The organism is Mycolicibacter icosiumassiliensis, from assembly GCF_900078685.2.
In the GTDB taxonomy this organism is placed as follows: Bacteria; Actinomycetota; Actinomycetes; order Mycobacteriales; family Mycobacteriaceae; genus Mycobacterium; species Mycobacterium icosiumassiliensis.
Genome location: NZ_LT546166.1, coordinates 94602 through 116673 on the forward strand (window position 1 = coordinate 94602; position 22072 = coordinate 116673).

Here is a 22072-nt window from a genome sequence, read left to right on the forward strand (position 1 = left end):
CCTTGGGAGTGTCCGCCGGGTCGTAGGTGTAAAAGGCCCTCATTCGGACTTTTCTCCAGACAAGGACATCTCGTGCGTACTACCGCTCTCAACGCTCACCTGGCCAGCCACCGGACCGGCCGGCCCCGCTCGCACCCGCGAGTGGTAGCTCCGGCCCTGCAGCTTGCCGACAGCGCCGGCGCCGAGGTCTTCGCCGCGGTTCGTCAGCACGGTCCGGTCGCGCGGGAAGCCATCGCCGGCGCCACCTCGCTGAGCGTGGCCACCGTCAACCGCCAGGTCAGCGCGCTGCTGGAAGCCGGATTGCTGCTCGAGCGTGCCGACCTGGCCACGTCCGGCGCGATCGGGCGGCCGCGTCGGCCGGTGGTGGTGAACCACGAACCGTTCCTCACCCTGGGCCTGCACATCGGCGCCAAGACCACCAGCATCGTGGCCACCGACCTGCTCGGCCGCACGCTCGACGTCGTCGAGACCCCGACCCCGAACAATGGGGCAACGCCTGCGCTGGCTTCGCTGGCCGCCAGTGCCAGCCGGTACCTGACCCGCTGGCAGAAGCGCCGGCCGCTGTGGGTCGGGGTGGCGATCGGTGGCGCGGTGGACGGGGCCACCGGCTACGTCGACCACCCGCGGCTGGGCTGGACGGCCGCGCCGGTCGGACCGGTGCTGGCCGAGGAGCTGGGCCTGCCCGTGTCGGTGGCCTCGCACGTGGATGCGATGGCCGGGGCGGAACTGCTGTTCGGGGTTCGGCGGCCGACGGCGAACAGCACCACCAGCCTCTACGTCTACGCCCGCGAAACGGTCGGCTACGCCCTGGTGATCGGCGGCCGGGTGCACAGCCCAGCCAGTGGTCCGGGCACCATCGCCGGCCTGCCGGTGCACTCGGAACTGCTCGGGGCCACCGGGCAGCTCGAATCCACCGTCAGCGATGAGGCGGTGCTGGCCGCGGCTCGTCGGCTCCGGCTCCTGCCGGAGGGCAACGGGGCGGTGTCGGCGGCGGTGACCACGCTGGTGCGCGAAGCGCGAGGCGGTGACCAGCGGGCGGCGGCACTGCTGACCGAGCGGGCCCGCGTACTGGGCGAAGCCGTCGCGCTGTTGCGCGACGTACTCAACCCCGATGACCTGGTGGTCGGCGGTCAGGGTTTCACCGAATACCCGGAGGGGATGGCCGAGGTGGAGCGGGCATTCACGCAGCGTTCGGTGCTGTCGGCGCGCAGCATTCGCGTCACCGCGTTCGGCAACCGGGTCCAGGAGGCCGGCGCCGGCACGGTGTCACTGGGCGGGCTCTACGCCGACCCGGTCGGGGCGATGCGCCGCTCCCGCGGTTCGGGGGCCCGCGTGGTCCCCGAAGTGTCGGCCTGACCGAACCTGTAAAGATGGCGGGGTGGGCTATGGCGTTGGAGGGGTTCAAGGCGTCAGGTCCGATGTGCACCGGGTAGCGCTGCTGTCGGTGCACACTTCGCCGCTGGCCCAGCCCGGCACCGGCGATGCCGGCGGAATGAACGTCTACGTCCTGCAGAGCGCGCTGCATCTGGCGCGTCGCGGGGTGGCGGTGGAAGTCTTCACCCGCGCGACGTCGTCGATCGACCCGCCGGTGCAGCACGTGGCGCCCGGCGTGCTGGTGCGCAATGTGGTGGCCGGGCCGTTCGAAGGCCTGGACAAAAACGACCTGCCCACTCAGCTGTGCGCGTTCGCCGCCGGGGTGCTGCGCGCCGAGGCCGCCCACGAGCCCGGCTATTACGACGTCGTGCATTCGCACTACTGGCTCTCCGGTCAGGTGGGCTGGTTGGCCGCGGACCGGTGGGCGGTGCCCCTGGTGCACACCGCGCACACCCTGGCCGGGGTGAAGAACGCCGCCCTGGCGGCCGGCGACGCCCCGGAGCCGCCGCTGCGCACGGTCGGCGAGCAGCAGGTCGTCGATGCCGCGGACCGTATGATCGTCAACACCGACGACGAAGCGCAGCAACTGGTGGCCCTGCACGAGGCGGACCCGCGCCGGATCGACGTGGCGCACCCGGGCGTGGACCTGGAGGTGTTTCGGCCCGGCGACAAGCAGGCGGCCCGGGAGGCGTTGGGGTTGTCCCCGACCGAACCGATCGTGGCGTTCGTCGGCCGCATCCAGCCGCTCAAGGCGCCCGACGTCCTGCTGCGCGCGGCCGCGAAACTGCCCGGGGTACGCGTGGTGGTGGCCGGCGGACCGTCGGGCAGCAGTGGGCTGGCGGAACCGGGCGGCCTGGTTCGGCTGGCGGGCGAACTGGGTATCAGTGACCGGGTGACCTTCCTGCCGCCGCAGTCCCGCGAGGATCTGGCGACCCTGTTCCAAGCCGCCGACCTGGTGGCCGTGCCGAGTTACTCCGAATCGTTCGGTCTGGTGGCGCTGGAGGCGCAGGCCTGCGGGACGCCGGTGGTCGCCGCGGCCGTCGGTGGGCTGCCGGTGGCGGTGCGCGACGGGGTCACCGGGCGCCTGGTCGACGGGCACGGGATCGAGGCGTGGGCGACCGCCCTCGAGGAGCTGCTGCGGCTGGGCTCCGGGCCCCGCGGATGGGCGATGCGCCGGGCCGCGGTCAGCCACGCGGCGCAGTTCTCCTGGGAGCGCACCGTGGACGCCCAGTTGGCCAGCTACACCCACGCGATCGAGGATTTCGCCGCGGCCCGGGGCGGGCGGATGCGGGTGCTAGGATCGGCACGCCGGCCTCGCCGCTGGCCGACCCGGCGCGGGGCACGCGCGTGAACCGCGGCGACGTCCAGCAGCTCATCGAGAGCACGCTGCAGGCAGCCGAGTTGACCTATTCGCCGACGCCGGGCTCCCACGGTGGCCTGCCGGGGCTGATCGTGGAACTGCCCGGCGAGCGCAAGCTCAAGACCAACACCATCCTCAGCATCGGAGAGCACTCGGTGCGCGTCGAGGCGTTCGTCTGTCGTCAGCCCGACGAGAACCACGCCGGCGTCTACCGGTACCTGCTCAAGCGCAACCGCCGGCTGTACGGGGTGGCCTACACCTTGGACAACGTCGGCGACATCTACCTGGTCGGCCGCATGGCGCTGGCTTCGGTGACCGCTGAAGAGATCGACCGGGTGCTCGGGCAGGTGCTCGAAACCGTCGACTTTGACTTCAATACGTTGCTGGAGTTGGGATTTGCCACCTCGATCCAGAAGGAATGGGAGTGGCGGGTGTCCACCGGGCAGTCGCTGAAGAACCTGCGGGCGTTCGAGCATTTGATCGACAAGGACGACGACCAGGTTGACGATGCAGGTTGAGGTATTGCGCGTCTTCGTCGACGAACGCGGCGACTACGGCAATCCGCTCGGGGTGGTCCTCGACGGGGCATCGGTTCCCGAGCCGGCGCAACGACAGCAATTGGCGGCCACGCTGGGGTTCAGCGAAACGATCTTCATCGACGACGCCGAAAGCGGGCGGCTGCGGATCTTCACCCCGGCTACCGAACTGCCGTTCGCCGGGCATCCCACCGTCGGCGCCGCCTGGGTGTTGTCGCGGGAACTCGGTCATCCGCCTGCCGCCCTGGAAACCCCGGGCGGCGTGGTCCCGACGTGGATCGATGGCGACCAGGTCTGGGTGCGCGGTCTGTTGGCCGCCACACCCCCGTGGTGGCACGAGCGTCTCGCCGATGGTGCCGCCGTCGATGCGCTGGACGGACCACTTGGACCCGAGCAGGACGCAACCCAGTTGTGGGCGTGGCGTGATGAAGCAGCTGGCGTGATCCGTGCCCGGGTCTTCGCCGCGCGTTACGGCGTGGCCGAAGACGAGGCCTGCGGGTCGGCCAGCATGCGTCTGGCGGCGGTGCTGGGCCGCGACATCACGGTGCACCATGGTCGCGGATCGATCGTCTACGCACGCCCGGGCCCTCCAGGGACTGCCGAAATCGGCGGCCGGGTGGTCAGTGACGGGGTCATGTCGGGTTTGCGCGGCTGAATAGCGGCCGATCGACGCCTGCGTGCGGGTGAATTGCCGCACTGGGCGGCTCGTGCCACAGTTGAGAAATGAGCACATCGACGCGACGGGCGAGTGAATATCGTCGCAGGATGCGTGAACGGGGTTTCCGGCCAGTCCAAATGTGGGTGCCCGACGTCCGGTCGCCGCAGTTCGCCGCGGCGGCTCGCCGAGAAGCACTCGCGCTGGCCGCTGCGGACCGGTGCCGTGACGACATGGACTTCGTCGAGGCGATCTCGGATCTGGCCGACGGCGAGTGAACCGCGGTGAGCTGTGGACGGTGTCGGGGGGCGTCTATGCCGCCAAACCCCGGCCGGCGCTCATCATTCAGGACGATTTGTTCTCGACAACGGAATCGGTTGTCATCGTTCCGCTGACCACTATGGCGGTGGCCGACGCCGTAGTCGCGCGTGTTGCGGTGCCGGTGGGATCCGGGACCGCTCAGCCCAGTTTCGCCATGGTGGACAAGATCACGACGGTCCGGCGGTCGAATCTGGGGACGCGAATCGGTCGCGTTAGCATCGCGTTGATGAAGGAGATCGAGCGCTCCGTCATGGTGTTTCTGGGTTTGGCTGCCTGACACCGCGCACGCTGTCGCTGGTATGCCAACCGTGCAGGGTGACGTCCCCACTCGCGTGGGCGGCGATCTGGCCGGTGGCGAATTTGGCGGCGGTGGCGGGCATGCCGTTTGTCGGATAATCCAGGTGCCCGAACGGAATACCGTCGCCGCCGTTGCAGACGGTGTCGTTCTGGGCGCAGAACTCGCGGGTCTTGGCCGCGTACAGCGGGCCGATGGTGATGGGCGGCGCGTCATAGCGGCGGATGAACGCGGCCGACGGGGTTCCGAACAGCACCACCGCCGCGACGTGGTCGGCCGCCGCGTCGGGCATCGGCCGCGGTAGATCCGGCACCAGCTCGTCCGGTAACCCGGTCGGCACGGACTGCGCCGTCGCATAACCGGTGACGGCCGCGCCCTGAGAGTAGCCGCCCAGCACGATCTGGGTATCCGGACAATCCAGCGCTGTCCACTCGATGTGGCTGACCTCGTCGCGGATTCCGGCGATGACGCTTCGGTCGAAGTCGAGCCCGCTGCTGAAACCACTGGCGGCGGCGTAGTTGACCGGATACACCGCCATCGACTGGTCGGTCAGGTCGGAGCTCAGTGCGTCGACGAATGCCTGCCCGACCTTGCCGACGCCGGGCGGCTCGTCGCTGCCCCGGGCGAACACCACCTCGACGTCGGCGCACGGCTTGGCGTTGGCGGCCGGGGGCCGAATCAGCATCACCGGCGAAATCATCACCGCTGCGGCGCACAGCAGCCGGGGGATAGGCCGCAGGCAACGTACGTTCACCGCTACACCCCCGATCCCGGCATCCGGACCTTCCTTCGACGGTAGCTCGTATTGGGCCCGTGAGACACTGACGCCCATGTCTGACACTGCCACCCTGGTGCTGCTGCGCCACGGGGAAAGCGAATGGAACGCCAGCAACCAGTTCACCGGTTGGATGGACGTCAACCTGACCGACAAGGGCCGCACCGAGGCGGTCCGGGCCGGTGAGCTGCTGGTTGAGCACGGCTTGCGGCCCGACGTGGTCTACACCTCGCTGCTGCGCCGGGCGATCACCACCGCGAACCTGGCGCTGGACGCCGCCGATCGGCACTGGATCCCGGTGCACCGCACCTGGCGGCTCAACGAGCGCCACTACGGCGCCCTGCAGGGCCTGGACAAGGCCGCCACCAAGGCGCGCTACGGCGACGACCAGTTCATGACGTGGCGGCGCAGCTACGACACCCCCCCGCCGCCGATCGAGTCCGGCAGCCGGTACAGCCAGGACACCGACCCCCGTTACGCCGACATCGGCGGCGGTCCGCTGACCGAGTGCCTGGCCGACGTGGTGGCGCGTTTCCTGCCGTACTTCACCGACGTCGTCATTCCGGACCTGCGGTGCGGCAAGACGGTGCTGATCGCGGCGCACGGCAACTCGTTGCGGGCGTTGGTGAAGTACCTCGACGGAATGTCGGATGAGGATGTGGTCGGGCTGAACATCCCGACCGGCATCCCGTTGCGCTACGACTTAGACGCCGACCTGCGCCCGCAGGTTGCCGGCGGCGTCTATCTGGACCCCGAGGCGGCGGCTGCCGGGGCTGCGGCGGTCGCGAGCCAGGGCGCCAAGTAGCGGTTTTGGGCCCGCCCAGTGTGAATGCTGGGTGGAGCCCGGGTGAAATCTTCGCGTTGAATTCACATTCGGCGCACGTCATGGTCGAACGCTGGTCAGCCTACGGTGCCGGACTGCGTACGATTTTGCCGTGGCTGCGACCTCGGCGCTGACGCTTGCTGCAGCGTCGGTGATTCCTGCGCTGGCGGCAGGCATAGCGGCCGGCGTTTGGCTGTCGCCGCGGCTGGCCGAGCGCCGCCGCAAGGCAGCGACCGAACGGTCCGGGATCACCGTCGCGGAGATGCTGCAGCAGATCGTTTCGCACGCCTCACTGGGGATCGCGGTCGTCGACTCCCACCGCGACGTCGTCTACCTCAATGAGCGCGCCACCGAGCTGGGCCTGGTGCACGGCCGATTGCTCGACGACGAGGCCTGGGCGGCCGCCCAACGCGCACTGGGCGGCGACGACGAAGTCGTCTTCGACCTGACGGTGGCCAAGCGGGCGCCAGGGGCCACCCGGTCGGATCTGTCGGCGGTGCGCGGCTATGCCCGCTTGCTGTCGGAAGACGATCGCCGGTTCGCGGTGGTGATCGTCGACGACCAATCCGAGCAGGCCCGCATGGAGGCCAGCCGGCGCGACTTCGTGGCCAACGTCAGCCATGAACTCAAAACCCCGGTGGGGGCGATGGGGCTGCTTGCCGAAGCACTGCTGGCGTCGGCCGATGACCCCGAGGCGGTACGGCCGTTCGCCGAGCGGGTGCTGGTGGAGGCCAACCGGCTCGCCAGCATGATCGGTGAGCTGATCGAGCTGTCCCGACTGCAGGGCGCCGACCCGCTGCCGGACCTGGGCATCGTCGACGTCGACGCGGTGGTCAATGAGGCGATCTCCCGGCACAAGGTGGCCGCCGACAACGCCGAGATCACGATCACCACCGATGCCCCGAGCGGGCTGCGCGTGCTGGGCGACGAACCGCTGCTGGTCACCGCGCTGGCCAATCTGGTGTCCAATGCGATTGCCTACTCGCCGCACGGTTCGCCGGTATCGATCAGCCGGCGTCGCCGGGAGGGGTCCATCGAGATCGCCGTGACCGACCGTGGCATCGGCATCGCACCCAAGGACCAGCAGCGGGTGTTCGAACGGTTCTTCCGCAGCGACAAGGCCCGTTCGCGGGCCACCGGGGGCACCGGGCTGGGATTGGCGATCGTCAAACACGTGGCGGCCAACCACAACGGCACCATCACGTTGTGGAGCCAGCCGGGCACCGGTTCGACGTTTACCTTGGCGATTCCCGCATACCAGGGCAGTGTGGACCCAGAGAAGGAGGAGCAGTGATGACACCCGCTGTCGATGACGCAGAGGGTAGCTACGGGGAGGGGCAGCGTCGATGACACATGTCTTGATCGTTGAGGACGAGGAATCGCTGGCCGACCCGTTGGCATTTCTGCTGCGTAAAGAGGGTTTCGAGGCCACCGTGGTGGGCGACGGAACCGCCGCCCTGGCCGAATTCGACCGGGCCGGAGCCGACATCGTGCTGTTGGATCTGATGCTGCCGGGGATGTCGGGCACCGACGTCTGCAAACAATTGCGCGCGCGTTCGAGTGTGCCGGTGATTATGGTCACTGCCCGCGACAGCGAGATCGACAAGGTCGTCGGCCTGGAGTTGGGCGCCGACGACTACGTGACCAAGCCATATTCGGCCCGTGAGCTGATCGCCCGGATCCGGGCGGTATTGCGCCGCGGCGGCGACGACGAGGGCGGCGTGGGCGAGGGTGTGCTGGAGTCCGGTCCGGTGCGCATGGACGTCGAACGGCACGTGGTCATGGTGAACAGCGAGCAGATTACCTTGCCGCTCAAGGAGTTCGACCTTCTCGAATACCTGATGCGCAACACCGGCCGGGTGCTGACCCGCGGCCAGTTGATCGACCGGGTGTGGGGCGCGGATTACGTCGGCGACACCAAGACTTTGGATGTCCACGTCAAACGACTTCGGTCCAAGATCGAGGCCGATCCTGCCAATCCGGTGCACCTGGTTACCGTGCGCGGACTCGGGTACAAGCTGGAGGGCTAACCCCGCGGCACTCCCCGGTAGCCCCTTGGCGGGGTCTCCCAACTTGCTCGGCGGGGTCTTCGTCGCCGAAAATCACGGACTGGACGTCCGACCTCTTAAGGTAGCCTTAATCAAGGTTGCCTACGGAATCCTTGGGCCCCATCCAGAACCCTTCTTCGTCAGTTACACGGGAGACGCGATCGATGAGCGGGCCGGACGACACGGCGCACACCTTGCGCACGCTGGTTGATCTGCTGACGCAGCGTGCGGCGCAGTACGGCGAAAATTTGGCATTCACCTTCTCGCGTGACGGCGACGAGCACGAAACCAGCCAGGTGACCTACGGCGAGCTGGACCGGCGCGCCCGCCAGATCGCTGCTGACCTGCAGGGTCAGGGTGCGACCGGGCAACGCGTGCTGGTGTTGTGCCCCCCGGGACTGGACTTTATCGCCAGCTTCTTCGGCTGTCTGTACGCCGGAGCCATCGCGATCCCTGTGCATCCACCCATGCGCGAACACTTGCTGCCGCGGGTCGAGTCGATCATCGCCGACGTCCAGCCCGGCTACGCGCTCACCACCAGTGAGATCGAGCCCAGAATCAAGCCCGCGATCGACGGCCTGCCCGGCGGCCAGGCGCTGCGCTGGACGCTCACCGACAGCGATGTCACCGGCAGCGAGGCGTCCTGGGTGGCGCCGCAGATCGATGGCGACAGCATCGCGATGCTGCAGTACACCTCCGGGTCGACCAGTGCGCCCAAGGGCGTCGTGCTGACCCACGGCAACCTGGTGCACAACCTGACTACCATCGCCGAGGCCTGGGGCGCGAACCCCGACATGCCGGATGTGACCGGCGTGTTCTGGCTGCCGCCGTACCACGACATGGGTCTGATCGGCGGGTTGTTGGGAACGATGTACGTCGGCGGGAGTTCGATCCTGATGCCGCCGACGGCGTTCATCAAGCGTCCGATGCGGTGGCTGGAGGCGATCTCGCGGCATCGCGCCATGATCACCGCCGCGCCGAACTTCGCCTTCGATCTGTGCGTCGAGCTGAGCACCCCGCAGGAGCGGGCCGCGCTGGACCTGTCCAGCTGGACGGTGGCGCTGTGCGGTGCCGAACCGGTGCGCACCGCCACCCTGGACGGGTTCGCCGAGTTGTTCGCACCGGCGGGCTTCCGTCCCGAGTCGTTCTACCCCGTGTACGGATTGGCCGAGGGCACTCTGCTGGTGTCCGGCGGGTCGGACCTGCCGACGCCGATGGTGCAGCACATGGACCGGATCGCACTGGGCGACAACCGGGTGATCGAGGTCTCCGCCGACGATCCCAACGTGGCGACCATGGTCGGCTGCGGCAAACCGCGCGGCAGCCAGCGGGTGATCATCGTCGACCCCGAGACCCGTCTGGAGTGCGCCGGAGACCAGGTCGGCGAGATCTGGGTCGCCGGAGGCAGCGTCGCGCACGGTTACTGGGGCGCCCCGGAACTGTCCGCCGAGACGTTCGCCGCGACACTGGCCGACACCGGTGAGGGCCCGTTCCTGCGCACCGGAGACCTGGGATTCCTGCATTCCGGCGAGCTGTTCGTCACCGGCCGCCGCAAAGACCTGATCATCATCCGCGGCACCAACCACTACCCCAACGACATCGAGCTGACCGTCCAGAACACCAACCCCGCACTGCTGCGCGGCCGCGGTGCGGTGTTTTCGATCGCCCCGGAACCGGGCGCGGCCGAGCAACTGGTCGTGGTCCAGGAAGTGGACCCGAGCCGCCTGGCCGGGGAGCAGGCCGACGAGGCCATGCAGATCATCCGCACCGCGGTCACCGAGAACCACTCGGTCCGCACGCACGCCGTGGTGCTGGTCCAGCCGCTGCAGCTGCCCACCACCTCCAGCGGCAAGATCCAGCGCAGCGCGTGCAAGCAGCAGTACCTCGACGGTGAGCTGCCGGTGGTGGCGCAGTGGCCGTCGACGCCCGCAGCGCCGCAGCCGCAGGCTCCGGCCGAGCCGGCCCCGGCGGCGGCGCAGACCGCACCGGGCGCCCACAGCGCGGCCGAGATCGGTGCCTGGCTTATCGAGCGGTTGGCCCAAGACCTCGAGCTGCCCATCGCCGAGATCGACCCGGCCAAGCCGTTCGCGTTCTACGGACTGGACTCCATCCACGCGGTGCGGCTCTCCAGCGCCCTCGAGCAGTGGCTGGGCTTTGAGCTGGCCCCCACCATCGCCTACGAATACCCGTCGATCGACATCCTGTCGGCGCACTTGGCCCGGGTGGCCGCGAAGGCTCCGGCCGCCCCGGCATCCGGGGCCGCCGCCGAGCCCGCCGAGCGGCCGGCTGCCGACGAGCCGATCGCGATCGTCGGTATCGGCTGTCGTTTCCCGGGTGCCGACGGACCCGAAGGTTTCTGGCGGTTGCTGTCGGGCGGAGTCGACGCCACCACCGACGTCCCGGCCGACCGGTGGGACGTCGACGCCTTCTACAACCCCGACCCGTCGGTGCCCGGCACCGCGGTCACCCGCCGCGGCGGATTCCTGGGCCAGGTCGACCAGTTCGACTTTCAGTTCTTCGGGATCTCGCCACGCGAGTCGGCGCAGATGGACCCGCAGCAGCGACTGCTGCTCGAGGTGGCGTGGGAGGCGTTGGAAGACGCCGGTCAGGTACCGGATGAGCTGGCCGGCAGTCGCACCGGCGTGTTCGTCGGCATCTCCACCAACGACTACGGCTTCCTACGGCTGGGTCAGCCGCAGCTCGTCGACGCCTACACCGGCACCGGCAACGCGCTGAGCATCGCCGCCAACCGGCTGTCCTACACCTTCGACTTCCACGGGCCGAGCATGTCCATCGACACCGCGTGCTCGTCCTCGCTGGTGGCCGTCGACCTGGCGTGCCGCAGTCTGCGCGACGGCGAGTGCTCCATGGCGCTGGCCGCCGGGGTGAACGTGATCCTGTCGCCGGCGCTGGCGATCAACTTCAGCAAGGCCCGGGTGATGGCGCCCGACGGCCGCTGCAAGACGTTCGACGCCGACGCCGACGGCTACGTCCGCGGCGAGGGCGCCGGCGTGGTCGTGCTCAAGCCGCTGTCCCGGGCGCTGGAGGACAACGATCCGGTGTACGCGGTGATCCGCGGCAGTGCCACCAACTCCGACGGCCGGACCAACGGCCTGATCGCCCCCAGCGGGCGGGCCCAGGAAGGCGTTGTCGTCGAGGCGTTCCGCCGGGCGGGCCTGCCGGCCAGCGCGGTCCAGTACATCGAGGCGCACGGCACCGGCACATCGATCGGCGACGCGATCGAGGCCAACGCTCTGGGCACGGTGCTGGCCGAAGGCCGGCCGGAGGGCAGTCGCTGCCTGGTCGGTTCGGTCAAGACCAACATCGGCCACCTGGAGGCGGCGGCCGGTATCGCCGGCCTGATCAAGGTGGCGTTGTCGTTGCAGCACCGGGAGATCCCGGCCAGCCTGAACTACACCGAGCCCAACCCGCATATCGGATTCGACCGCCTGCCGCTGGAAGTGGTCCAGACGCTGACCCCGTGGCCGGCGGGCAGCCGGGCGGTCGCCGGGGTCAGTTCGTTCGGGTTCGGCGGCACCAACGCCCACGTGGTGCTCACCGAGGCTCCGCAGGCCCGCAGCAGCTACCACGACGACACCGCGGCGCCGCGCGCCGAGCTGCTGGCGCTGTCCGCACGATCGCCGGAGGCGCTGACCGCGCTGGTCGGTGAGTACGAAATGGCGCTCTTCTCGGGCGGACTCGGCGGCGGTACTGCGTTGACCGACCTCTGCTACACCGCCGGCGCCCGCCGCGGCCACCACGACTACCGGCTGTCGGTGGTCGGCGACACCCCGGCGGCGATGTTCGAGTCACTGTCGGCCTACCGGCAGGGCGAGTCCCGGCCCGGATTGTCGGTGGGGCACTGTGCCCCGAACCGGCCCGGCCCCGGTGTGACGTTCGTGTTCTCCGGCCAGGGCTCGCAGTGGCACGGCATGGCGCTACAACTGCAGGCCGACGAGCCGGTGTTCGCCGATGCGCTGGCCGCCTGCGACAACGCGCTGTTCCCGCATCTGGGGCACTCGATCCTCAAGGAACTGGCCGCCCAGGACGGCCCCGAGGAACGGTCCAAGCTCAAAGACATCGGCATCCTGCAGCCGACGATCTTCGCGATTCAGGTAGCGCTGGCGGCGCTGTGGCGGTCCTGGGGCGTCGAGCCCGCCGCCGTGGTCGGGCACAGCCTCGGTGAGGCCGCGGCCGCCCATGTCGCAGGCGCGCTGAGCCTCGATGACGCCGCTCGGGTGATCTGCGCCCGTGCCCGGATGCTGCGCGGCGTTCGTGGCCGCGGGGCGATGATGGTCACCGAGACCACCCTGTCCGAAGCGCAGGAGCTGATCGCCGGCCACGAGCGTGAGGTGGCCGTGGCCGCGAGCAACAGCTACCGATCGACGGTGCTCGCCGGCGAGCGCAAGGTGCTCGAACAGTTGATGACGAAGCTGCAGCAGCGGGATCGGTTCTGCCGCTGGATCGATGTCGACGTGGCTTCGCACAGCCCGCAGATGGAGGCGCTCGGCGCCGGCCTGCGCGGCAGCCTGGTGAAACTGAAGCCGACCGTACCGACGGTGCCGATGTATTCGACGGTCACCGGGGAGCTGGTGGGCTCCAAGCTGCTGGACGCCGACTATTGGGTGGCGAACTTGTGTTCGCCGGTGCGGTTCTCGCCGGCGCTGCGCCGGCTGCTTGAGACCGGGCACAACACGTTCGTCGAACTCAGCCCGCACCCCATCCTGCTGACCGGTGCCCGCGAGGACGCCGAGCATCTTCATCGCAGCGCCACCCTGCTGCCCTCGATGCGCCGCGACGACGGGGTTTCCAGTGGCCGCTCCACCATGCTCGGCTCGTTGGGCGCCCTCTACACCTTGGGGCACCGGGTGGCCTGGGAACAGATCTATCCCGAAGGCAGCCGCTGCGTTCCGGCTCCGACCTACCCCTGGCAGCGGGTGCACTCCTGGCTCAACGCCGGCTCGATCGCGGCGCCGCGGCAAGGCGGCGTCGGTGCCAACGGCGGCGGCTGGCGCGGACCGATCCGGTCGGCCGCGCAGCCGGCAACGGTGCTGGCCGAAGTGGATGTCACGGGCGTGAGCGCGCTATCGGCCGAGCGGTTGAGCGAGTTGGCACTGACCGCGGCGGAGGTCGCGTTCGGTCCCGGCACTCGCTCGGTCGCCGAGCTGAGCCTGCGTGACGGTCTGGATCAGGTCCGCACCGTGCAGTTCGCCCTTACCGGAGACGCTTTCGACTGCTATGGCAGTGCTGGTGCGGACTGGTCGCTGCTGGCCACCGGCACCCTGTCGGCCGACGAGTCCCACGCGCCGACCGTCATCACCGCCCCGGTGGACCCGCGGGACCGGAGCTACCGGATGCGTTGGCAGCCGGCGTCTCTGCTCGTTGACGGCGAGAGCCGACCTGACGGCAGGCCCGCCGAGCCCGGCAGCTGGCTGATCCTGTCCGACGGCCCGGTCGCCGACATGCTGCGAGACCACCTCGAGGCGCAATCGCAGTCCTGCGTGCTGGTGGAGCCGGTCGTGGGGCTGGCCGAGATCGAACGGGTCAGCGCCGACAGCTACCGGGTCGACCCGGCCCGTCCGGAACACTTTGCCGAGCTGCTGCGCGCCGCGTTCGGTGGCGACCGGCCGCCGTGCCGGGCAGTGCTGCACCTGTGGAACCTGCTGGCCGCACCGCCGGCTGACACCACCGAAGAGTCGCTGGCCACGGCCACCGACGTCGGATCGCTGAGCGTGGTCCACCTGATCCAGGCGCTGACGCTGGCCGGCTGGCCGGAGTCGCCACGGCTGTGGCTGGTGACCCGCGGGGCGCAGCCGGCCGGCGACGGACAGCCCAGCCCGCTGTCGGTCGCGCAGGCTCCGGTATGGGGACTGGGCCGTTCCATCGACCACGAGTACCCCGAGCTACACGCCACCGGCGTCGACCTGTCCGCCGATGGTGGCCCCGAAGAACTGCGCGGCCTGTTCAGCGAGATCTGGTCGGACAATTCCGAGACGGACGTGGCCCTGCGCGGTCACCGCCGCTATGTCGCGCGACTGGAGCCCTACCCGGCGCCGGCCGAGCCGGCAGGCGAGTTCACCCTGAGCGCTGACGCCACCTACCTGGTCACCGGCGGGCTCGGTGCGGTCGGCGGCAAGGTGGCCGGCTGGCTGGTCGAGCGCGGTGCTCGCCACCTGGTCCTGATGGGCCGCAGCGCACCCTCGGCCGCGGCGCAGGCAACGCTGGAGGGCCTGCGTGCCGCCGGCGCCGAGGTGACCATCGCCCAAGGCGATGTCACCAAGTCCGCCGACGTTGCCGCGGCACTTGCCACCATCGGTGCGTCGATGCCGCCGCTACGCGGTGTGGTGCACGCGGCCGGCACCGTCGAGGACGCGATTCTGGCCCGCCTGGACGCGGCGAAGCTGCGCGCGGTCATGGCGCCCAAGGTTCAGGGCGCCTGGAACCTGCACACCCTGACCGCCGACGCGGAGCTGGACTTCTTCGTGCTGTTCTCCTCGGCAGCCTCGGTGCTGGGTTCGCCCGGTGCCGCCAACTATGGTGCCGCGAACGCCTTCCTGGACGCGCTGGCCTGGCATCGCCAGGCGGCGGGGCTGCCAGCGCTGAGCGTCAACTTCGGCCCCTGGGCCGGGCTGGGCATGTTCACCAACTCGGAGCTGCACCGGCACTTCTCGCACTACGGCGTGGAGGGGCTGCCGGCGGAGCAGTACTTCGCGGCGCTGGCGGCGCTGATGGCCGACGGCGCAACCGAAGCGATGGTGCTCGACATCGACTGGTCACGGTGGCGTCCGAGCGCACAATCCCCGCTGCTGCGCGATCTGCAGGTCACGGCCACCGGCGACCAGGGCGCTGGCGCCGCCGGCAGCGGTCTGTTCGAAGCGGTGCAGGCCGCCGACCCGCAGGAGCGCCAGCGGCTGCTGGAGACCTACCTGCGTGATCTGGTCGCCGGCAAGCTGGGCCTGGCTCCGGCCAGCCTGGACGTGCACGCACCGCTGAACAGCCTCGGCGTGGACTCGCTGATCACGCTGGAACTTCGCATCCAGGTCGAGCGCGAGCTCGGAATCGTGGTTCCCGTTGCCCGGCTGTTGGACGGGCCCAGCGTGGTCAGTCTGTCCAGCTGGCTCAGTGAGCAGTTGGACGCCGCACCCGACCGGGGGGTGGCTGACGAAGGATCCGCGACGCCGGATGTCGCCGCGGAAGCCGCGGATGCGGCCCCCTCGCAGGAGATGGAGCTGCTGGCTCAGGTCACCGAACTCTCCGACGAAGCGGTGGATGCACTGCTGGCGAAAATGATGGCCGAAGATGGGGGCAGTGCGTGACGGAGCGCCCGGACGTGCCCACTGACATCTCCAGCCTGTCGCCGGAGAAAAAGCGTGAGCTGCTTGCCCAGTTGCTGATGGCCAAGGCGCAGGACGCGGCATCCGAACACGAGCTGTCTTACGGGCAGCGCTCGATGTGGTTCATGCACCGGCTTGCGCCCGACAGTGCGGCCTACACCGTGGCCTACGCCGGACGCATCAACGGTGCCCTGAATGTGCCGGCCCTGGAGCGGGCCGCGCAGGCGTTGGTGGACCGGCACCCGATGCTGCGGACCACGTACACCGAACGGGACGGCCAGCCCGTCGCTCTGGTCCACGGGCAGTGGCCGCTGCGGATCGCCACCCACCGCATCGGTGCGGACGCAGCCGAGCTCGACCAGTGGGTGCAGGCCGAGGTCGACCGGCCCTTCGACCTGCGCACCGGCCCGGTGCTGCGGCTCACGCTGCTGCAGCGGCCGGACGACCACGTGCTGCTGTTGACGGTGCACCACATCGCCGTCGACTTCTGGTCCATCGACGTCATCCTCGACGAGCTGCGGGCGCTCTACGCCGCCGAACAGGGCGGCAACCCGCCGGCGGAGACCGCAGACCGCTACGTCGACTACGCCGCGCAGCAGTCCCGGATGCTGGCCGGGCCCGAGGGCGAGCGGCTGTGGCAGTACTGGCACGACAGGCTGGGCGGCGAACTGCCGACCCTGTCGCTGCCCACCGATCGGCCGCGGCCCGCAATACAGACCTACGACGGTGCGCTGCACCGGTTCAGCGTCGACGCCCAGGTGACGGCCGGAATCAAGCAGGTGGCGCGGACCGTCGGAGCCACGCCCTACATGACTCTGCTGGCGGCCTATGCGGTGCTGTTGCACCGTTACAGCGGGCAGGACGACCTGGTCATCGGTTCGCCGTTCGCCTGCCGCGACCGGGCCGGGCTGATGGGCATGGTCGGCTACGTCACCAACCCGCTGCCGTTGCGCGTCGACGTGAGTGGCGACCCGAGCTTTGCCGCGCTGCTGGGTCAGGTCAAAGACACTGTGCTGGGCGCGATCGGCCACCAGGAGTACCCACTGCCGCTGCTCGTCGAGCGGCTGCGGCCGGTGCGCGACGCCGCACGCACCCCGCTGTTCCAGGTGTCGTTCGCCTGGCAGCAGGTCCGGCTGTTCGAAGACGGGGCGGGAGCCGGTGATGACTCCGTGCTGCACCTGGAGACCCTCTACATCGGCCAGGGCGGCTCACCGTTCGACATCACCATGCAGGTCGGCGAGCAGGATGACGAGCTCCAGCTTGCCCTGCAGTACAACACCGATCTGTTCGACGCCGCGACCATCGAGGCACTTGCGCAGCACTTCACATTGCTGCTGACCGGCCTGGCCCAGCCCGGGGCAGCGGAGGCCCCGGTCTCGCAGTTGACGCTGCTCACCGATGCCGAGCGCGCCGCGCTGGCGGTCTGGAACGACACCGCCGTCGACTACTTGTCAGCCCCGGCCACGCTGCACGAGATGGTCGCCGCCAGCGCCGCGCGCACACCGGATGCCGTGGCGGTCAGTTACGACGGCCGCGACATCAGCTACCGCGAACTGGACCGGCGGGCCAATGGCCTGGCACATCGGTTGCGTCAGTTCGGTGTTGGCGCCGGCCCGGGACCCGCCGTGGTTCCGGTGCTGCTCGAGCGCTCCGAGGACCTGGTGATCGCGCTGCTCGGCGTGCTCAAGGCCGGCGGAGTGTTCCTGCCGCTGGATCCCGCGCAGCCCACCGGCCGGATGGAGGCGATGCTCGCCGACGTCCCGGATGCCCAGGTCTGTGTCACGCACCGTGAGCATTTGTCGCATGTTCCAACGGGTTTCACCGGAGCTCGGCTGTGCCTGGACCAAGCGATTCCCGGTGAGGAGGTGTCGCCTCCCGAAACCGGCACCGCCTCAGGCGATCTGGCCTACCTGATGTACACCTCGGGTTCCACCGGGGCGCCGAAGGGCGCGCTGAACAGCCACGCCGGCATCCGAAACCGGCTGTTGTGGATGCAGGACGCCTACCAGCTGACCCCCGAAGGCCGGGTGCTGCACAAGACCCCGATCAACTTCGATCCGTTCGTCTGGGAGATCTTCTGGCCGTTGACGGTCGGCGCCCGGGTGGTGATCGCCAAACCCGAAGGCCACAAAGACGCTGCATACCTGGCGCGCACCATCGTGGAACAGCGCGTCACCACAATGCATTTCGTTCCGTCGATGCTGCGCCGCTTCCTCGCGGAGCCGGAGTCGGCCGCCTGTACCGGCTTGCGCCAGGTGTTCTGCAGCGGTGAAGCGCTCACCGCAGATTTGCGCGACGCGTTCTTCGCTGCGCTGCCCGCCGAGCTGTACAACCTGTACGGCCCGACTGAAGCTGCCATCGACGTCACCCATTTCCATTGTGAGCGTGGGGCAACCGAGCCGATCATTCCGATCGGACGGCCGATCGCCAACATCGCGATCCACCTGCTGGACGCAGCGGGCAACCCGGTTCCGGTCGGGGTGCCCGGCGAACTGCACATCGGCGGTGTCGGCGTGGGCCGCGGCTACCTGAACCGGCCCGAGGCCACCGCGGCAGCGTTCCTCGACGACCCGTTCAGCACGGTGCCGGGTGCCCTGCTCTACCGCACCGGCGACCTGGCCCGCTACCGGCCAGACGGCAACATCGAGTACTTGGGTCGCCGCGACGACCAGGTGAAGATCAACGGCTTCCGGATCGAGCTCGGTGAGGTCGAGGCCGCGCTGGCCCGGCACCCGGGTATCGCCGAGTGCGCCGTGGTGGCACGCAAAGACGCGAGCGGAAACACTCAGCTGATCGCGCATATCGTGCCGGTCGCGGCCGCCCCCGGCACTGCCGAGTTGCGTCGCTTCCTGCTGGACTTGGTGCCGGCGGCGATGATTCCCGCGGTATTCCGCACCACCGGCCTGCTGCCGTTGTCGGCCAGCGGCAAGGTGGATCGCCGGGCGCTGCTTGCCCTCGACAAGGACCTCGACGCCGCGCCCACAGAATTCGTCGCGCCCCGCGATGCCACCGAAGAGGCGCTGGCCGAGATCTGGCGCGAGGTGCTCGACGTGGACCGGGTCGGCGTCACCGACGACTTCTTCGCCCTCGGTGGTGCCTCCACCCAGGCGCTGGAAGTTGCGGTGCGGGTGGGGGAGCTCGGGCTGGAACTGCGGCCCGAGTCATTGTTTGTCTACGGCACCATCGCCGAACTGGCCGCCGAATTCGGTCCGATCGGTGCTAAGCCCGACGTTCCGGCTGAACAGCCGGCGCCTGTGGAGACCAAGGCCGCGACGCCCAAACCCATTGCGGCGCCGGTGATCAAGCCAGTCCAGACCGGTCCGGCGCGCAACGTGGTGATCGAGAGCCTCGGCGTGTATCTGCCGCCGCGGGCCGTCTCCACCGAGCAGGTGCTGGCCGACTGCGTCAACGAGGTGAAGATCCCGCTGGAGCGTCTCACCGGCATCAAGAACCGGCGGATGGCCGGCCAAGACGAGTTCTCGATCGACTTGGGCCGCAAGGCGATCGCCGACTGCCTGTCGCGGTCAAGCTACGCCCCCGAAGAGATCGACCTGGTCATCGCCTGCAACATCTCGCGCTGCGACGGCCCGGAGCACATGTTCACCTTCGAGCCGAGCACCGCGTCGCAGTTCCGTGACCAACTGGGGCTGACGGGCGCCGTCTGCTTCGACATCAACAACGCCTGCGCGGGCATGTTCACCGGCGTCAGCGTGGCCCAGGACTTTCTCAAGACCGGCCTGGTGCGCAACGCGCTGGTGGTCAGTGGCGAATACATCAGCCACATCACCGAAACCGCGCAGCAGGAGATCGAAAGTGCGATGGACCCGCGGCTGGCCTGCCTGACCGTCGGCGACGCCGGTGCGGCCGCGGTGCTCGAACTCGGGCCCAACGATCGGGTCGGCTTCCATGACCTGGATCTGGCCACCTTCAGCGAATTCGCCAAGCTGTGCATCGCCAAGGCCACCGAAGGCCCGCACGGCGGCGCCATCATGGTCACCGACTCGGTCACCCAGACCGCGATCGCGGTGAAGCACTCGGTGCCCTATGTGGCGGCCGTCATGCAGCGGCACGGCTGGCGGCCCGAGACCGCCGATCAGCTGCTGATGCACCAGACCTCCGAGGCGTCGATCAACGACGCCATCTTGACCATCAACCGGGTCTTCGGTGCTGGTGCCGCGAGCCGAGCCAACACCATTTGCAACCTGGCCGAGCGCGGGAATACCGCTACCACAACGCATTTTGTTGCACTGTATGACTACATCAACGCCGGACGGATCAATTCCGGCGACAACGTCGTGCTGTCCATCACCGGCTCCGGGCAGACCATCGGAACTGGCCTCTACACGTTCGACGACCTGCCCGACCGGATGCGGCGTGCCGGCACCGGCCAAGCCGGCCACGGCACGCGTGGTGGCCGCTCCGGCGGGGCCCGTCGGGAACTCCCGGCGACACCGCGGGTGCGCATTGAGGGCATCGGTTTCGCCGTACCCGATTCGGGGGTCAAGCCCAGCTCGATCCAGTTCGCCGTCGACGCCGCCACCGCCTGCCTGACCGACAGCGGTGTCGATCGCACCGACGTCGGATTGGTGATTCACGCCGGCATCTACCGCGACGACTTCCTGTCCGAGCCGGCGGTCGCCACCCTGGTCGCCGGCGAGGTCGGCATCAACGCCGAGCCGGAGTCCGCGGACGCTCCCAAGACCTTCGCGTTCGACGTGCTCAACGGAGCGGTCGGTTTCCTCAACGGCTGCCACGTCGCGGCCGGCATGATCGGTGCCGGGCGGACCGGGCACGCCATGGTGCTGGCGTCGGAAGTGGAGAACAACACCCCGGAGAGCGGCTACCCGCGCAACGGCATCTGCGAGACCGGTTCGGCGATCATGCTGAGCCCAAGTCATGGGCCAGAAGGCTTCGGCCGGTTCGTCTTCGGCCACCACCCGGAGCACCGCGGCGCGCTGGCCACCTACACCCAGGAGCGCGACGGCCGGATGTGGCTGCGGATCGACCGCGACCCGAACCTGGCCGCGATCTACGTGAGCTGCCTGCCGTCGTCGGTCAAGGAGTTGCTGACGCTGGAGGGTCTGGCGCCCGAGGACATCGCCATGGTGTTCCCGCCGTATCTGCCCGGTGCCGCTCTCGATGAGCTGGCCGCGCACATCGGTGTGGACCGGTCGCGGTTCGTCGACCTGGAGGCGCAGGGTCAGACCAGTGACCCGTTCACCTCGACGCTGCCGTATCAGATCGCCGACGCCCAGCGGCGCGGCCTGGCCAAGCCGGGCGACGTCGCGCTGATCATGGCGGTCGGATCGGGTGTCGAGGTCGGTTGCACGACCTACCGGTTCTGATCGGCATGCGCGCATTCGTCACCGGGGGAACCGGATTCGTCGGCTCGAACCTGGTCGCCGCGCTGCTTGAGCGCGGGATGCAGGTGCGGGTGCTGCGCCGCTCGACCTCGCCGATGGCCGCGCTGGAGGGTTTGGACTGCGAGACCCGGATCGGCGACGTCAACGACGGCGTCGACGCACTGACCGAGGCGATGGCCGACTGCGACTGGGTGTTTCACACCGCGGCGATCTCGGACTACTGGCGCTACCGGACGCAGACCCGGCTCTACCGCACCAACGTCGACGGCACTCGCGACATGGCCGCCGCCGCTCAGCGCGCCGGGGTGCAGCGTTTTGTCTACACCAGTTCGCTTGCCGCACTGGGGGTCCCGGTGCGGGGGCATGAGTTGGTCGAGACCGACGAGTTCAACATCCGCCCGCGGCAGTTCCCCTATGGGCACAGCAAGCATCTCGCGGAGGCGGAACTGCAGAAGGCCGTCGCGGCCGGCCTACCGGTCGTGATCGTCAACCCGTCGGTGGTGATCGGGCCCCGCGACGTCAACCGCATCGCCAGCGCGATGCTGGTGGAAGCCAAGCAGGGCCGGTTGTGGTTCGCCGCTCCCGGTGGCACCAACTTCGTTTCGGTCGACGACGTGGTGGCGGGACATATCGCTGCCGCCGAGCGGGGCCGGGTGGGGGAGCGCTACATCCTCGGTGGGGAGAACTTATCGTTCCGCGAGGCGTTCACGGGCGCCTGCGAGCTCTTCGGGCGCCCTGGGCCGTCCGTGATGTTGCCGCGCTGGTTCATTCCGGTGGCAGCGGCGGGGGCCAGCGTCGCCCGCGCCGTGGTGGGACCGCGGCTGCCGATCGACGCCCGCCAGATGCGGCTGTCGACGGCCGAGATCTTCGCCGATGCCAGCAAGTCCCGCGAGGAGCTGGGCGTGCCGTTCACCCCGTTCCGCACCGCGCTGCGGGCCGCCCGCGACTGGTACCGCGACAACGGCTATCTGGATTAGTTGAGCGGTCAGGCCGCGGGTTTTCGGCCGTCGTCGGGGCCGGCCCGGCGGTGGTAGTCGATGACGGCTTCGATGAAGTGGAAGGGGTTGGTGCGGGGTTGTCCATGGTCGAGTCGGGGAGGGGGGATCCATTCGACGCGGCCGGTGGGCCCGAGTCGGGTTTTCCAGTTTTGTTCGGTGGCCATCCGGTTGTCGGGTGCACACGCTAGGG

General features: G+C 69.3%; 13 protein-coding genes and 1 pseudogene. 12 read left to right on the plus strand and 2 right to left on the minus strand.

Annotated elements, in window-relative coordinates; genetic code table 11:
• Nucleotides 1-72 precede the first annotated feature (72 nt).
• From BN4346_RS21595 to BN4346_RS22510, 6 genes are all read left to right on the plus strand, one after another.
• Nucleotides 73-1356: an ROK family protein gene (locus BN4346_RS21595; RefSeq protein WP_208863201.1), complete on the plus strand. Its 1284-nt coding sequence runs from the start codon at nt 73-75 to the stop codon at nt 1354-1356.
• A 22-nt stretch (nt 1357-1378) separates the two neighbouring features.
• Nucleotides 1379-2725, plus strand: a complete 1347-nt coding sequence (mshA, locus tag BN4346_RS21665) for a D-inositol-3-phosphate glycosyltransferase (protein WP_235653499.1) — start codon at nt 1379-1381, stop codon at nt 2723-2725.
• Nucleotides 2722-3252, plus strand: a complete 531-nt coding sequence (locus tag BN4346_RS21845) for a type III secretion system chaperone family protein (protein ID WP_067966718.1) — start codon at nt 2722-2724, stop codon at nt 3250-3252. Before mshA ends, BN4346_RS21845 begins: the two co-directional genes overlap by 4 nt.
• Nucleotides 3242-3925, plus strand: a complete 684-nt coding sequence (locus BN4346_RS22495; protein ID WP_067966721.1) for a PhzF family phenazine biosynthesis protein — start codon at nt 3242-3244, stop codon at nt 3923-3925. The genes BN4346_RS21845 and BN4346_RS22495 overlap by 11 nt, the downstream gene beginning before the upstream one ends.
• Before the next feature lie 68 nt (nt 3926-3993).
• On the plus strand, nt 3994-4203 hold the full coding sequence (locus tag BN4346_RS22505) for an antitoxin MazE-like protein (RefSeq protein ID WP_067966724.1): 210 nt from the start codon (nt 3994-3996) through the stop codon (nt 4201-4203).
• A 20-nt stretch (nt 4204-4223) separates the two neighbouring features.
• Nucleotides 4224-4523 carry a type II toxin-antitoxin system PemK/MazF family toxin gene (locus BN4346_RS22510; protein ID WP_327343658.1) on the plus strand — a complete coding sequence of 100 codons (300 nt, stop codon included), beginning with the start codon at nt 4224-4226 and terminating at the stop codon, nt 4521-4523.
• Here BN4346_RS22510 and BN4346_RS22605 read toward each other — a convergent pair.
• Complete coding sequence (locus BN4346_RS22605) at nt 4495-5241, minus strand: cutinase family protein (RefSeq protein WP_078058398.1); 747 nt, start codon at nt 5239-5241, stop codon at nt 4495-4497. The two genes, BN4346_RS22510 and BN4346_RS22605, sit on opposite strands and share 29 nt — an antisense overlap.
• Nucleotides 5242-5371: 130 nt before the next feature.
• On the opposite strand from BN4346_RS22605, the gene BN4346_RS22655 reads away from it, so the two are divergent.
• The 6 genes from BN4346_RS22655 (at nt 5372) to BN4346_RS22870 (ending at nt 21861) form a co-directional block, all read left to right on the plus strand.
• Entirely contained in the window at nt 5372-6121 is a 750-nt protein-coding gene (locus BN4346_RS22655; protein WP_067966729.1) for a phosphoglyceromutase, read from the plus strand.
• A gap of 130 nt (nt 6122-6251) precedes the next feature.
• Nucleotides 6252-7433: a sensor histidine kinase gene (locus BN4346_RS22665; protein ID WP_067966731.1), complete on the plus strand. Its 1182-nt coding sequence runs from the start codon at nt 6252-6254 to the stop codon at nt 7431-7433.
• Between the two features lie 52 nt (nt 7434-7485).
• Nucleotides 7486-8169: a response regulator transcription factor gene (locus BN4346_RS22690; RefSeq protein WP_067966734.1), complete on the plus strand. Its 684-nt coding sequence runs from the start codon at nt 7486-7488 to the stop codon at nt 8167-8169.
• Nucleotides 8170-8351: 182 nt separating this feature from the next.
• On the plus strand, nt 8352-15503 hold the full coding sequence (locus BN4346_RS22705; protein ID WP_067966737.1) for a type I polyketide synthase: 7152 nt from the start codon (nt 8352-8354) through the stop codon (nt 15501-15503).
• Nucleotides 15500-20866: a non-ribosomal peptide synthetase gene (locus BN4346_RS22860; protein WP_067966741.1), complete on the plus strand. Its 5367-nt coding sequence runs from the start codon at nt 15500-15502 to the stop codon at nt 20864-20866. The genes BN4346_RS22705 and BN4346_RS22860 overlap by 4 nt, the downstream gene beginning before the upstream one ends.
• Before the next feature lie 5 nt (nt 20867-20871).
• Nucleotides 20872-21861, plus strand: coding sequence for an NAD-dependent epimerase/dehydratase family protein (locus tag BN4346_RS22870; RefSeq protein ID WP_067966768.1), 990 nt, complete (start codon nt 20872-20874; stop codon nt 21859-21861).
• 8 nt (nt 21862-21869) lie between these two features.
• Here BN4346_RS22870 and BN4346_RS22880 read toward each other — a convergent pair.
• Nucleotides 21870-22072, minus strand: a pseudogene (locus BN4346_RS22880) (HNH endonuclease); the annotation flags it as partial.

What these genes read in the sequence shown, in the direction of transcription:
- BN4346_RS22605 (WP_078058398.1), bottom strand. Translation starts at nt 5,241, where the DNA reads ATGATTTCGCCGGTGATGCTGATTCGGCCCCCGGCCGCCAACGCCAAG.
- BN4346_RS22505 (WP_067966724.1), top strand. Translation starts at nt 3,994, where the DNA reads ATGAGCACATCGACGCGACGGGCGAGTGAATATCGTCGCAGGATGCGT.
- BN4346_RS22495 (WP_067966721.1), top strand. Translation starts at nt 3,242, where the DNA reads ATGCAGGTTGAGGTATTGCGCGTCTTCGTCGACGAACGCGGCGACTAC.
- BN4346_RS22690 (WP_067966734.1), top strand. Translation starts at nt 7,486, where the DNA reads ATGACACATGTCTTGATCGTTGAGGACGAGGAATCGCTGGCCGACCCG.
- BN4346_RS22705 (WP_067966737.1), top strand. Translation starts at nt 8,352, where the DNA reads ATGAGCGGGCCGGACGACACGGCGCACACCTTGCGCACGCTGGTTGAT.
- BN4346_RS22870 (WP_067966768.1), top strand. Translation starts at nt 20,872, where the DNA reads ATGCGCGCATTCGTCACCGGGGGAACCGGATTCGTCGGCTCGAACCTG.
- BN4346_RS22655 (WP_067966729.1), top strand. Translation starts at nt 5,372, where the DNA reads ATGTCTGACACTGCCACCCTGGTGCTGCTGCGCCACGGGGAAAGCGAA.